This window comes from Microbulbifer maximicatervae (SeqCode) (assembly GCF_052467815.1).
This window is the reverse complement of record NZ_CP174326.1, coordinates 1,718,969-1,732,276: the sequence shown is the minus strand read 5'-3', so window position 1 is coordinate 1,732,276 and position 13,308 is coordinate 1,718,969. Positions and strand designations below refer to the sequence as shown.

15 protein-coding genes are annotated in these 13,308 nt (G+C 53.0%); 11 read left to right on the top strand and 4 right to left on the bottom strand.

Annotated features, from left to right (window positions below):
* Window positions 1-41 precede the first annotated feature (41 nt).
* Entirely contained in the window at window positions 42-878 is an 837-nt protein-coding gene (gene cysQ, locus ACJJIW_RS07570; protein ID WP_282930833.1) for a 3'(2'),5'-bisphosphate nucleotidase CysQ, read from the bottom strand.
* Window positions 879-916: 38 nt separating this feature from the next.
* Window positions 917-1,834 (bottom strand): cysteine synthase A, encoded by a 918-nt coding sequence (gene cysK / locus ACJJIW_RS07565; protein WP_282930832.1) that lies wholly within the window; start codon window positions 1,832-1,834, stop codon window positions 917-919.
* A gap of 202 nt (window positions 1,835-2,036) precedes the next feature.
* Here cysK and ACJJIW_RS07560 point away from each other — a divergent pair, with 202 nt between their 5' ends.
* The 10 genes from ACJJIW_RS07560 to ACJJIW_RS07515 all read left to right on the top strand — a co-directional run bounded on the left by ACJJIW_RS07560 (window position 2,037) and on the right by ACJJIW_RS07515 (window position 11,474).
* Window positions 2,037-2,702 (top strand): lysoplasmalogenase, encoded by a 666-nt coding sequence (locus ACJJIW_RS07560; protein ID WP_444892287.1) that lies wholly within the window; start codon window positions 2,037-2,039, stop codon window positions 2,700-2,702.
* A gap of 78 nt (window positions 2,703-2,780) precedes the next feature.
* Window positions 2,781-3,464, top strand: coding sequence for a GMP/IMP nucleotidase (gene yrfG, locus ACJJIW_RS07555; protein ID WP_282930829.1), 684 nt, complete (start codon window positions 2,781-2,783; stop codon window positions 3,462-3,464).
* A 15-nt stretch (window positions 3,465-3,479) separates the two neighbouring features.
* The gene (locus ACJJIW_RS07550; RefSeq protein WP_282930828.1) at window positions 3,480-3,857 is read left to right on the top strand and encodes an Hsp15 family ribosome-associated heat shock protein; all 378 of its coding nucleotides are present in this window, start codon (window positions 3,480-3,482) and stop codon (window positions 3,855-3,857) included.
* An 85-nt stretch (window positions 3,858-3,942) separates the two neighbouring features.
* Window positions 3,943-5,436, top strand: a complete 1,494-nt coding sequence (locus ACJJIW_RS07545; protein ID WP_282930827.1) for a S1C family serine protease — start codon at window positions 3,943-3,945, stop codon at window positions 5,434-5,436.
* Between the two features lie 25 nt (window positions 5,437-5,461).
* Window positions 5,462-5,902 (top strand): DUF4124 domain-containing protein, encoded by a 441-nt coding sequence (locus ACJJIW_RS07540; protein ID WP_282930826.1) that lies wholly within the window; start codon window positions 5,462-5,464, stop codon window positions 5,900-5,902.
* Window positions 5,903-6,012: 110 nt separating this feature from the next.
* Window positions 6,013-6,891, top strand: a complete 879-nt coding sequence (gene hslO, locus ACJJIW_RS07535) for an Hsp33 family molecular chaperone HslO (protein WP_282930825.1) — start codon at window positions 6,013-6,015, stop codon at window positions 6,889-6,891.
* A 279-nt stretch (window positions 6,892-7,170) separates the two neighbouring features.
* Entirely contained in the window at window positions 7,171-8,718 is a 1,548-nt protein-coding gene (locus ACJJIW_RS07530) for a phosphoenolpyruvate carboxykinase (protein WP_282930824.1), read from the top strand.
* 186 nt (window positions 8,719-8,904) lie between these two features.
* Window positions 8,905-9,585 carry a hypothetical protein gene (locus ACJJIW_RS07525; protein ID WP_444892288.1) on the top strand — a complete coding sequence of 227 codons (681 nt, stop codon included), beginning with the start codon at window positions 8,905-8,907 and terminating at the stop codon, window positions 9,583-9,585.
* Window positions 9,586-9,601: 16 nt separating this feature from the next.
* Window positions 9,602-10,312, top strand: a complete 711-nt coding sequence (locus ACJJIW_RS07520) for a D-Ala-D-Ala carboxypeptidase family metallohydrolase (RefSeq protein WP_282930822.1) — start codon at window positions 9,602-9,604, stop codon at window positions 10,310-10,312.
* Between the two features lie 82 nt (window positions 10,313-10,394).
* Window positions 10,395-11,474, top strand: a complete 1,080-nt coding sequence (locus ACJJIW_RS07515; protein ID WP_282930821.1) for an AI-2E family transporter — start codon at window positions 10,395-10,397, stop codon at window positions 11,472-11,474.
* 73 nt (window positions 11,475-11,547) lie between these two features.
* Here the strand turns inward: ACJJIW_RS07515 and ACJJIW_RS07510 are convergent, their stop codons facing one another.
* Window positions 11,548-12,138, bottom strand: coding sequence for a bestrophin-like domain (locus ACJJIW_RS07510; RefSeq protein WP_444937031.1), 591 nt, complete (start codon window positions 12,136-12,138; stop codon window positions 11,548-11,550).
* 268 nt (window positions 12,139-12,406) lie between these two features.
* Complete coding sequence (locus tag ACJJIW_RS07505; RefSeq protein ID WP_444937030.1) at window positions 12,407-12,610, bottom strand: hypothetical protein; 204 nt, start codon at window positions 12,608-12,610, stop codon at window positions 12,407-12,409.
* A gap of 155 nt (window positions 12,611-12,765) precedes the next feature.
* Between ACJJIW_RS07505 and ACJJIW_RS07500 the strand changes: the two genes are divergently transcribed.
* Window positions 12,766-13,287 carry a peroxiredoxin family protein gene (locus ACJJIW_RS07500; RefSeq protein WP_282930818.1) on the top strand — a complete coding sequence of 174 codons (522 nt, stop codon included), beginning with the start codon at window positions 12,766-12,768 and terminating at the stop codon, window positions 13,285-13,287.
* Window positions 13,288-13,308: the final 21 nt, after the last annotated feature.

Below are 13,308 nucleotides of genomic sequence, written 5' to 3'. Positions count from 1 at the left end.
AGGCACAAAAATACTCTCTATATGTTTATTGGCGTCACACCCTAAGCAGCGGACTTATCCAGCAGTAGGGATTGCCAATCAAAAGAAGAGTCGCCAATTACATAGAAAAAGGGATTTAGCAGAGAGTCTTTGGTGTTGTAGCGCAACAAATTAAACTCTTCGTCCACAACAATACCACCTGCTGCTTCAACTACAGCCTGAGCTGCCGCAGTATCCCACTCGCAAGTAGGTGCGAGACGCGGGTACAGATCTGCTGCACCCTCAGCAACCAGGCATAATTTCAGCGAGGAGCCCATATTTTTGCACTCAACAGCTCCCAGTTCAGACTCGATACGTTGTACCAACTGGTCGACGGTGCCGGTTCCATGGCTGCGGCTGGCCACAAGTTCAACAACTTCACTATTATCCAGGCGCGGCTTCAGTGGGCGCACCCGAATTTCAGTTTCGCCATTGGCATCGCGTTTAAAGGCCCCTTCGCCCTTGCAGCCGGCATAAGTGATATTCAGTACCGGTACGTACACCACCCCCAAAACGGGCTCGCCATTTTCGATTAACGCGACATTTACGGTAAATTCACCGTTGCGTCGGATAAATTCTTTGGTGCCATCGAGCGGATCGACAATCCAGTAACGCTGCCACTGACTGCGCTCTTCGAACGAGGGCATTTCCTGCTCTTCTGATAAAACCGGTACTCCCTCGATAAGCTGTGCCAACGCCGGCTCCAGTACTTTGTGAGCGGCCAGATCTGCAGCAGTTACTGGGGAATCATCTTTCTTCGTCTCGACTTCCAACTCAGCGCTGTTGTGATACACCTCGAGAATCGCTTCTCCCGCGCGTTTACAGATTTCTATCACCTGTTCTAAAAGTGCTTTATCCATTACAACTCCATACTCTGTGAACTCATCATTATAAAGTCTTAGGCGGAGAAAAGGTCCTGTACGGACAAGTAGCGCTCACCAGTGTCATAGCTGAACACCAGTACCCGGCTGCCCGCATCCATCTCACCCTCGCGCTTTTTCAGGGCCGCAAGGCTGGCACCGGAGGAGATACCCACAAAAATTCCCTCTTTTAGTGCGCAGCGACGCGCCATTTCAAAACTATCTTCCTCACTCACCAATACAGTACCGTCGAGTACTTCCGTATTGAGCACCTGGGGTACAAAGCCAGCGCCGATACCCTGCAAACGATGCAGGCCTTTCTCTCCACCGCTAATCACCGGTGATTTCTCCGGCTCTACCGCATAGACCTGTAATTTAGGAAAGTGCTCTTTTAACACTTCACCACAACCCGTGATATGCCCGCCAGTCCCCACTCCGGTAATCATATAATCCAGTCCCTCAGGAAAATCTGCCAAGATTTCCTTGGAGGTAATATCCCGGTGCACTTGGGCATTGGCGCGGTTATTAAATTGTTGGGGCATCCAGCTATTCGCATGTGAGGCCAATAACTCCTCCGCCTTAGCAATAGCGCCACCCATACCGCGCTCTTTAGGTGTAAGGACCAATTCTGCGCCCATTGCTTTCATGACCTGGCGACGCTCTACCGACATAGACTCCGGCATGGTCAGGATCAGGCGATAACCCTTCACGGCAGCAACCATCGCCAACCCAATACCCGTGTTACCAGAGGTCGGCTCGATTATTACCCCGCCGGGCTGCAGGGCCCCACGACGCTCCGCATCCTCAATCATCGCCAAGGCAATTCGGTCCTTAATGCTGCTGCCCGGATTAAAGCGTTCTACCTTCATCCAAACCTCTATATCGGGGCGGAAGAGGTGATTGATTCTTACGTGGGGGGTATTGCCGATTGTTTCCAGAATATTGGCCGCTTTCATCGGTGAGGCTCTCCATGACTAGTGCTCAAGGCAAACAACTGCCGGGCATGTATGTTCGATGCTCCATATTACCCCAGAAATGTCCCGCAACCGGCACTGGAGAAAACTCAATTGGAATTAGAGAGTACAAGCTATCGATGATGCGGAGGAAAACCGTTAAATTGATGGGTAGGTATACAAAATAAAAATAAGGTAAGTACCTATGCCCGTAGAAAATTCCGCACCCCAGCACAACTTTCGTAATTACCTGTTACCGATGTTCCTGGTCAGTGCCACTTTATTCATCTTTCTGGATACCTGGAAATTGGATAACTTGTGGATGCCCGCGCTGAAAGCACTGCCAATACTGTGTCTAATGGTGATTGCCAGACTAGAGCTGCGGGGCAAAACCCTACTTTTCACTTTCCTAGCCCTCAGTTTCTCCGCCATCGGGGATGTACTCCTCGAAATGCAATTCCCCCAACACTTTGTGTTTGGACTGGGTGCTTTTCTTATTGCCCAGCTAATCTACGCGCTGGGCTTCCTGCGTTTTGCGGAGCCCCCCAATCGGCGCACTCTTATTCGGACACTGCCAGTAGTGATTGCCGCACTGCTTTTGGCACAAATTATCCTCCCTGCTGCTGGGGATTTAGCCCCGCCGGTATTAGCGTACCTGTTGGCTATCCTCGCCATGGCGGTCGCAGCCGCAATGCACAAGGGCGACTCCACCCTGCTATTTGCCGGGGCTGTCATCTTTATGACTTCAGATACATTGATTGCTATTAACAAGTTCATCACCCCTCTACCGCTAGCCGATGCCGCTATCATGCTCACCTACTACAGTGCGCAACTGTGTATCCTGTACGGAATCCGCCGCGCCCAGGCATAATGCAAACGATCCGGGAAGGCAGTGGCAAGCCAACTAAACTTGTCTTCCCGCCCCATTTCAAAGAGGTACATAGCTCCCATGCTCGATTGGCGAAGTATCGATACCGTATTGCTGGACATGGACGGCACCCTGTTGGATTTGCATTACGACAATCATTTTTGGCTCACGCACCTGCCCAAGCGCTACGCTGAAGTCCACGGCTTTGACCCACAGGAAGCCCAGCTGAAGCTCGAGGCTGAGATCAATGCCCGCCGCGGCACTCTGGAGTGGTACTGCCTGGACTTCTGGGCGGAAAAACTGGAGCTGGATATCCTCAGCATATTGCGCGAGATCGAGACCCGCATCGCCCTGCGCCCTCACGCTGAGGCGTTTCTGAGCGGCCTGCAACAACTGCAAAAGCCCACCTACCTTGTGACCAATGCGCACCGTCAAGGGCTGGATCACAAGCTGGAGATCACCGGTATCGACCGCTGGTTTGACGGCATCATCTCCTCCCATGATTATGGGCATGCCAAGGAGAGTGCCAATTTCTGGGACTCCCTGCGAGATAACCTGGAATTTGATCCGGAAAACACCCTGTTTGTCGACGATAACCAATCTGTTCTGAGCGCGGCCCAGGACTACGGTATCGCCCACCTATTGTGTATTCGCCAACCGGATAGCCGCGGGCCCAAACGGGAAATCACCAACTTCCCGGCGATCCATCATTTTGATGAGATCATGGCTTTTAACCGCAGCAGACTGGACACCGGGTCCGCCTGATTTCACAAGGAAACCATGGAAAAAGTACGTATCGATAAGTGGCTCTGGGCCGCGCGCTTCTTTAAGACTCGCAGTATTGCCAAGCAAGCGATCGAAGGTGGAAAAGTCCACGCCGATGGCCAGCGGGTCAAAGCCAGCAAGGAAGTCACTACCGGTGTCAAACTGAGCATCCGCCAGGGCTGGGATTTACTGGAAGTTGAAGTAATCGCTCTATCGGATCAGCGGCGCGGCGCCGAGATTGCGCGCACCTTATACCGCGAGACCGAAGACAGTATCGCCCGCCGGGAAAAAGAGAAAACCGAGCGACAGGCAGCCAATGCCGGGATGCAACAGGAGCGACCCAATAAAAAGCAACGCCGCCAGATACACCGCTTCCTGCGGGAACAAGAGTAGACTCGGCAGACAAAAGTGGTGAAATTTCCGCCATTTCCCACTTTAGCTGCTAAACTGCCCCCACTCAACCGGATAGAAAACAGCCATGATGAAACGACTGATCGCCATTTCCCTGCTGATTTTGCTCGGTACCCAAACCGCCCTAGCAGACAGCCGAGAACACGAGCAGCTCAAGCGCTCAATCATCAAGATTTACACCACCGCCGCCGCCCCGGATTATTTCAACCCCTGGGCCCTGCTCAACCCCAAGCAGCTGTCCGGCTCCGGTGCCGTTATCCGCAACCAGCAAATTCTGACCAACGCACACGTAGTGGCCAACGGCAGCTTTATCCAGGTACAGCGCCACGGCGATGCCAAGAAATTCCGCGCCCGAGTGAAGTTTGTCTCTCACGATGCCGACCTCGCCCTGCTGACCGTCGATGACGAAAGCTTTTTCAACGATACTCGCCCCCTGACCCTGGGCAAATTGCCCGATCTGCAGGAAGAGGTCACCGTCTACGGCTATCCAATTGGCGGCAAATCCCTTTCGATTACCCGCGGAGTACTCTCCCGCGTGGAGCACCAATATTATGCCCATGCGGAAAGTTACCTGATGGCGGGCCAGATAGATGCGGCCATCAACCCGGGCAACAGCGGCGGTCCGGTTATCTCCAATGGCCGCATCGTCGGCGTGGCCATGCAAACCAATCAAAGTGCTGAAAACCTGGGCTACTTTGTACCGCCCAGCGTAATCGCTCATGTCTTAGAAGATGCCAAGGACAATGTTCACCAAGGGTTCCCCGAAATGGGGCTGGTAACCCAGAGCTTGGAAAGCCCATCGATGAAAAAGGCGGCCGGTCTCGAGGAAGACCAGGATGGCGCCATGATCGTAAAAGTGTTCGACAACTCCCCTGCGGCCGAAGTATTTAAACCCGGCGATGTTCTGCTAGAAGTCGATGGCTTTAAAGTAGCGGCGGACCGGACGGTGGAATGGAGGGAAAACCAGCGCACCAACTACCACTACGCCGTGGACCGCCACCATGTCGGTGAGCGTTTACCGGTGCGCTTCTCCCGCGATGGTAAAGAGCAGACCGCTGAGGTCACGCTGGCCGCAACACCTCCCTCACGCGCTATGGTGCTGGGAGAGCAATTTGACCGCCAGCCCCGCTACTATATCTATGGCGGAGTGGTCTTTGTGCCCCTTAACATGAATCTGATCAAACGCTGGGGCAAGAACTGGCACTCCAAAGCACCTATTGATTATCTCTATGCCCGCAATCAGTGGAGCAATGAGGAACGTCGTGAATTAGTTGTCGCCTTGAAAGTGTTGCCGGCCAATGTAAATCTCGGTTATCACGACTGGAAGAATTGGATTATCGACTCAGTGAATGGGCACAGCGTCAAAGACTTCGACGAGTTCGCTCAATTGATGGAGGGCAATAAACAGGACTTTGTGGATTTGCGCGATCGCTCCGGCTACCGGATGGTACTGGATGCAGCAGAGTCCCAGGAGCAGCAACCGCTGATTCTCCAGACCTACCATATCCCTCAGCGCCATTCACAGGGGCTGTTCAGCCAATTGGCTAACAAAGAAGAGTAGAAACTACAAAGGGCGAAGGACAGCCGTGAAGTTACAGTACTTATCCAGTATTTTCGGCGGCCTGCTTCTGGCCGCCAATGTTAGTGCCGGGGAACTATATCGTTGGGTCGATGAGGATGGCCGAGTACATTTTGGGGACCGCCCCCCAGCACATGCCGATGCCAAGAATGTCTCTGGTAACCTGACCCCCATCAACTCTGCCGATGCCACCACAGCCCCGCAGCGCAGCCAGTCAAAACAACCTCGGAATATCGAACAGCAATATCAGGAGCGCCTGAATCGCGAAGCACAAGAAAGACGCCAACAAGTGGATAAGGCGTGTAGCGAAGCCCGCAAAGACCTTGAGATTTTAAGGGGGCGAGTAATATTTTTAGATGATAACGGCAAGGAAATACGCCGCACCGAGAGGGAGCGGGAACAGATGGCAGAGGACTATCAACGCCAGGTAAATCTATATTGCGGCTAACTTTACCCGTCTCCACAGACGCGACTATCCCCCGTTGATCAGCGACAGCTACCATTTAGGCATATCCACCTCTAAAATCCTGCGGTTTTAATACCGAGAGCCCCCGACCTATGTCCGATCAGCTGGAACGCTTTATTTTCTCCAAACACGATATTCGCGGACAGGTGGTGACACTTACTGATTCCTACCGCGATGTACTGGAACACAATCCACTGCCTACACCAGTAGCCCGCCTGCTGGGGGAGTTCCTCACTGCAGCCAGCCTGCTTTCAACCACACTGAAGTTCGAAGGTGTCCTGAGCCTCCAGGCCCGTGGCGAAGGCGATGTGCCGATGATTATGGCGGAGTGCACTCACCACAGCGACCTGCGCGGCATCGCCCGAGTTGCCGAGGGTGCACAAATCGACGAAAACGCCACCCTGCGCGATATGATCGGCCCCCGTGGAGCCCTGGCCATTACCCTTGAGCCAAAGCGCGGTGAGCGCTATCAAGGTGTGGTTCCCATGGAGCAAGACAACCTGGCCGGCTGCCTGGAAGACTACTTTAAGCAATCGGAACAGCTGGCTACCCGCGTATGGCTGGAAAGCAGTGACAATACCGTCGCCGGTCTTATGTTACAGATTCTGCCGGGCAATAATGCCGCCACGGAAGAGGAAAATCAGGACGCCTGGGAAACAGCGATTCACTTGGCGGAGACCGTAACTGACGAGGAGTTATTTACCGTTCCCCACCCAGAGCTGATTCACCGCCTATTCCACCAATTGGAGCCGGCAACCCTGGGTACCGACACTATTCGCTTCAAGTGCAGCTGCTCGAGAGAGCGCAGCGCCCGCGCGCTGGTTTCCCTGGGTGCAGAGGATGTCTACCGCCTGCTGGAAGAGCAACAGGGTGAGATTATCGCGGACTGCCAATTCTGTAACACCCAGTACCGCTTTGACCGGGACCAAATTGAGTCACTCCTCAACGCTCCCCCCCACACTCTTCACTAATCCGCGCAGGGCTGCGCAACCGCCAAATCCTCAGCGCAGCCCTGCCACCTGCCCCTGTTAAATTCAGAAAAAGAATAATCAAGAACTGGGTCATTAATATCATGAATTTAAGTCGACATTATTTTCCATGACAGCGCTGTCATTGACTACAAAATAGCCATAGTTGGTATCCGCATATTTTGAATTTTGCAATAATGCGCCCCCAAAATTTTCTACGGCTGTCTAAACCTTGGGCAGCCCCATTTTATTTACTGTCCAACTTTCACGGGTATTCCACGAATGGCACAGATCGACGACTCCGCGATGGTCTTCAAGAACCTATCACCGGCACAATTGGTAGAGCAGGCTCTGACGCGCGGCGAGGGCAAGCTGTCAGATACAGGCGCTCTGGTGACTGAAACCGGCGCACGCACCGGTCGCTCCCCGGCTGACCGCTTTGTTGTAGAAGAGCCCTCCACTGCCGACAGCATCGCCTGGGGCAACGTCAACCGTCCTTTCCCGCAGGATAAGTTTGACGCCCTGTGGGATCGTGTAGAGGCTTTTGTTGCCGGTCACGATACTTTTGTTCAGCACCTGCATGTGGGCCAGGATGAAGACCACTACCTGCCAGTGGTAGTGACCACCCAAACTGCATGGCACAACCTGTTCGGCCGCAACATGTTTATCCGCGCCGAAAAGTACAACCCCAAGTCCAAGGAAGAGTGGCAAATCCTGCACGCTCCTCACTTTGTCTGTGAGCCCGAGCGCGATGGCACCAACTCCGAAGGCTGCGTAATTATCAACTTCGGTCAGCGCAAAGTACTGCTGGCCGGTATGCGCTACGCCGGCGAAATGAAAAAGGCAATGTTCTCCGTACAGAACTTCCTGCTGCCGGAAAAAGACGTAATGCCCATGCACTGCGCGGCTAACGTCGGCGAAGATGGCGATACCTGCCTGTTCTTCGGCCTGTCAGGTACCGGCAAGACCACCCTGTCCGCAGATCCCGAGCGCTACCTGATCGGTGACGATGAGCACGGCTGGACCAAGGGTGCCGTCTTCAATATGGAAGGTGGCTGCTACGCTAAAACCATCGACCTGAGCCAGAAAAATGAGCCGGTAATCTGGGATGCCATTCGTTTCGGCGCCATCGTTGAAAACGTGGTAACCAACGATCACGGCACTGCTGACTACTGCGACACCAGCCTGACTGAAAACGGTCGCTGCTCCTACCCGCTGGAGCACGTCGAAATGCGTCAGCTGGAAAACCGCGCTGGCGAGCCGAAGAACGTTATCTTCCTGACTTGCGATGTATCCGGCGTACTGCCACCGGTATCCATCCTCTCCAAAGAGGCTGCGGCTTACCACTTCCTGTCTGGCTACACCGCCCGCGTAGGCTCCACCGAGCTGGGCGCAGAGGCCGGTATCCACCCGACTTTCTCCACCTGCTTTGGCGCGCCGTTTATGCCCCGTGCACCGCGCGAATACGCAGACCTGCTGATGAAGCGCATAGAAGAGTTCGGCTCCAAGGTCTACCTGGTAAACACCGGTTGGACCGGCGGCTCCGGCGACAACGGCAAGCGCTTCCCGATTCCGGTAACCCGCGCTGTCGTTGCCGCTATCCAGAGCGGCGCCCTGGAAGGCGTTGCCACTGAGCACCTGGATGCCCTGAACCTGGATATCCCGATGGAAGTGCCCGGCGTGGACAAGTCTTACCTGAACCCTCGTGAAGCCTGGGCTGACAAAGCTGCTTACGACGATCAGGCAGGCAAGCTGGCCAAGCTGTTCGCCGAGAACATTGAGAAGTTCAATGTCAGCGAAGACGTTAAAAATGCAGGCCCTAAAGCCTAAGTAGAGGTTGTCGGGCACAGTGCGCTGTCCGTGACCCAAAAGCCGCTGCTCCCCCGGGACCAGCGGCTTTTTTTGTGGCTGATCCCAAGCCCGCAGCCCGTCGATTTTTGCGGCTATAGTGAGTAAACAGGCGCCGACGATTTTAGCGTCGGTGGAATAACTCTCTCAGCAGCAATCGCGAGCACTATGTCCGCAGGTAACTCGTTTACTCGCTTCGAAACTCTGTTCCCACACAAGCCGCCCGGACAAAGAGTCAATCGGGTGGTCGTCAGTGCCCTCACTTTAATACTCAGTGCCATCCTGTTTACCCTCTGGCTCTACCTATTCCTCTCCTCGCAAGAGAAGTCCTATGTCGAGCAGCGTGGCTATCGCATCGCCAACGAGGAGACCTTTAACAAATTCCTGCGAGAGGGCAGTAACCGCTCCAGCGTACAAGCACTCAATCAATTGCTTCGGGACCGGGGTGTCGCCGAGGTTTTTCCTATTCGTGATCTTCTGCGACAGGGGGGGGACTGGCTGGAACTGGGGGAGCCCCCATTCGCCATTCCGCCCAGGGACCAGTGGTCCAATATTGTGAAAACCCTCACCCTGGTGCGAGACCAGGTAATACCGCTAATTGGCCCTGTCACTGTGGTTTCCGCCTACCGCACTGATGCCTACAACCGAAAACTTGCGACCGAAGACCAGCCCCGCCACCGTGACTTTTGCGGGCTGGACTTAATTCCGAATTCCAATATCGGTAAAAACGAACTCGCTGAAGAGCTAAGCACACTGCACGCACGCCTCGGTCCCGACAGCAATGTCGGGATGGGCCTGATTGACGATGTCCTGTTTCATGTCGATACCTGTGGCTATCGCACCTGGTAATTGAGGGAGCTGCCCGATGGTTATGCAAAGTAACAAAGAGTGCGTAGAAATCGGCCAGCGTCAACTGCGCCGGCGGATCATCATCATTGGGGCAATCGCACTGGCGATTCTCACCGGTCTATTTGTTTTTACTTACGAACGAGCGCGCGAGGCTGATGACCGGGTGAAATCCCCTATCGATATCCTACCGCTGCTAATGATCCCGGAGGTTTACGATATCCAGGGCTATCCGGCAGCTTCCGAGAGGGTATTCAGCCGCTTCCTGAGCAAAGGCAATAACCATGCACGCTTTACTCAACTCAAAAAATTCCTGCGCTCCAACCGGGTTGAACAGGTTGTGCAACCCTATGAGCTATTGCGTCAGGGCAGTGACTGGCAGGATTTGGACGAACCCGCATTCGCCATCCCTCCCAAGGAGCTCTGGTGGGGCATCGTAAATACTTTGCGGGTAATCGAGCGGGAAATAGTGCCCCGCGTCGGCCCGGTAACTGTGGTCTCCGGGTGGCGTACGGTAGATTACAACCGTAAGGCCGGAGGTTCCAAGGGAAGTAAACACCTGCATTTCTGCGGGCTGGATATAGTTCCGAAAAAGAAGTTCTCCCGAGAGCAATTGGTGCCCGTACTGAGGGATATCCACAAGCGCAACGGCCGCGAGTGGCAAATGGGCCTGGGAATTTATCGGGGCATTCGATTTCACGTGGATACGTGCGGATATAGACGCTGGTAAAACCCCACTGCATCTGCTTAGATAGAGCAAAAATTAGGCGCCCTACCACTGGGCTGCCGAAAGAGAAGCAGAGGAAGTCGCAGTGCAAGAAAAACTGGAAAGGCGCTCATTTATATTGACCTTGTTATTGGTCAGCGTAGCTTTTTTACTCCTAATAAAACCCTTCTTTACCCCTATTTTTTGGGCTTGTGCCACCGCACTGATTTTCTATCCCGTTTACCGTCTGCTGATGCAGCGCTTTCCCAATTCGCCTAATTTAATGGCTCTGCTAACCCTGTTTATGTGTATCGTTCTATTGGTGATACCCGTATTGGTAGTGGCCACCTCTTTTATTAATGAAGCGGTAACTCTTTATCACCGGATTCAGGAAGGACAAATTGATGTTTCTAAATCCTTTGAGCAGATTCGCAGTGCTTTCCCCAGGGTTAACAGCACACTCGAAAATATTGGCGTGGATGTCGAGGAAGCCAAGCAGCGCCTGATGGGTGGTGTGATGAATGCCGGTAGCTTCGTCGCAAAAAATGCGATTGAAGTCGGACAGAATACTGTTAACTTTTTCGTTATGTTGGGCTTAATGCTCTACCTCACCTTCTTCCTGATTCGCGATGGTGAAAGGCTGGTAAACCTGATTATCCACGCCCTGCCACTGGGTGATGAGCGCGAGCACCTTTTGCTGGCAAAGTTTGCTGAAGTCACTCGCGCAACCATCAAAGGAAATCTGGTAGTCGCTATTACCCAGGGCGGCTTGGGCGGAATTATTTTCTGGGTGCTGGGCTTACCGGCACCGGTGCTTTGGGGTGTTTTAATGACCCTGTTGTCATTATTGCCCGCCGTCGGTGCCGCATTGATCTGGTTCCCCGCTTCTATCTACCTCTATGCTATTGGCGAACCTATGAAGGCAACGATTTTACTCGCCTATGGTTTCACCGTGATCAGCCTGGTAGATAACCTGTTGCGCCCAATATTGGTCGGTCGAGACACAAAACTCCCTGACTATTTAGTGCTTTTCTCCACTGTCGGCGGTCTGTTTATGTTTGGAATCAGTGGCTTTGCGATAGGGCCTCTGCTCGCTGCATTATTCCTCGCCTTCTGGGAGATTTTTATGCGTGAGTTTGTGCATCCCGAAGATGTCTTAATGCCACAAAAACCTGAAGATCTTTAACCTGTTCCCCGGGGCGGAAAAGCCTTAATTCCGCCCCATCCTATTAATATGCAAAGTCAGTTCACACAACAGCTCAGGGGGCAGCCTCCTGTACCTCTTTTAGCTGCAAATTGAGATCGCTCATCGGCGACTGATCAACCAGCAGTGCTCCCTCGTTTGCCCGATCCAAGTCCGCCACCAGTAAAATCACTGTTGAGAAAGTCAGGGCTAAAGCTACAACTACCTGGGCAGATCCCCCGCGACTTATACCCAACTGGTATCCAATTGCCAGCATCGCCAAAATGGTCATGAAGTACAGGGATAGCCAGAGTGGACCCGGTATACGATATTGCAGCCCAACCACAACCCTGGCACGGTGCAGATCTACCATCCCGTTAACCTGCTCGGCAAACTGGCGTAAATAATCGGCGTTGTAATCCTGTGCGATATGCGCCTCGATCAAACGCCAAAGAGCTTTGTGAATTTCCTCACTGCGAGCTACATCTTCCGGAGTGACGGCGATTGATGGGTCAATATCCCTGAGATTTACATATTCAGCTATTAAGTCTCGCGCCTTATTCCGCTTATCCAATTGCAGAAAGCTCGCATTCAAATATGCGGCCTGAATGGTATTTACCTCCTGCAACAGCAATGCCTTGCGTTCATTAAATCGGTCGGCTGTCATATCAAGGAATCTCTGAATAACTCCGTGATACCTCTGGCATGCAGAGCGGTTCACAATCAAGGCGCGGCTTCGCAGGAATGTCCAGACCTTTCAAGAAGTCGTAACGCGGAGTGTGAATCGCTCTGCAAGCCCCGAAGGGCGGGCCTTGAAGGCCACAGCTGCTGCGTTGCAGCCCTTGCAAAGGGCTAGAGCCATTCGCGGCAAGCTGCGCCTAACATCTGCAGCCTTCAAGACCCGCAGAGGCATTACGGGGTTATTCAGAGGTTCCTTAGGTAAATGCCAAAACGAATACGACCAGGCCCAAAGTGGCAGCTACCGCACTACCGAGAGAAGCGTCCTCCTTGATACTGGCTTTCGATACCCGCCGCCGCCCCAGATAAATTCCCACAGCTAAAGCGCAAAGCACTACGGCAACTGAAATGGTATAGATCAGTGGAAGTGGCAGAGTATAGAAAAGGCTGTCAAAGCGCATTTAAGCCCCTGCAAAACGGCAAGTCCAAACAGTGCATTGACGCACCAATTTTCTTACTTTGGCGCATAAAGCATAGCAGTTATAGAAGAGCTATTGGCCAGTTAGACCTTAGGGCAGTAGCATAGGCGTATCGGTAAACTACAAGGGAAATATTCGTGAAATATCTGCTGACTTTCTTAATTACGGCGTTTATCAGCCTTCCCAGCCTCGCTCTGGAAGTTGGTGAAATGGCGCCAAATTTTACTCTGCAGGGGTCTGATGGCCAAACCCACACATTGGCGGACCTCCAAGGCAAAAGCGCTGTTGTGATCGCCTGGTTTCCCAAGGCATTCACCCGTGGCTGCACCATAGAGTGTAAATCGCTCGCCCAAAACGGTCATAAAATTAAAGCCTATGAAGTCACCTACTTTATGGCCAGTACAGATGATCTTAACGATAACACCCGGTTTGCTGAAGAAAGCGAAGCGGACTTCCCGTTACTCAGTGACCCCACCGGTGAAACGGCTAAAGCGTACGATGTACTTGTTCCCGTAATGAATATCGCCCGTCGCGTTACCATTTATATCGGTAAAGATGGACGAATTAAAAAAATTGACAAGGATATTAAGCCGGCTACCAGCGCAGAAGATATAGCGCGAACGCTTGGTGAATTGGGTGTTAAAAAGGAGTCAGCCTGATAATAAATAGTCCGGAGCGAC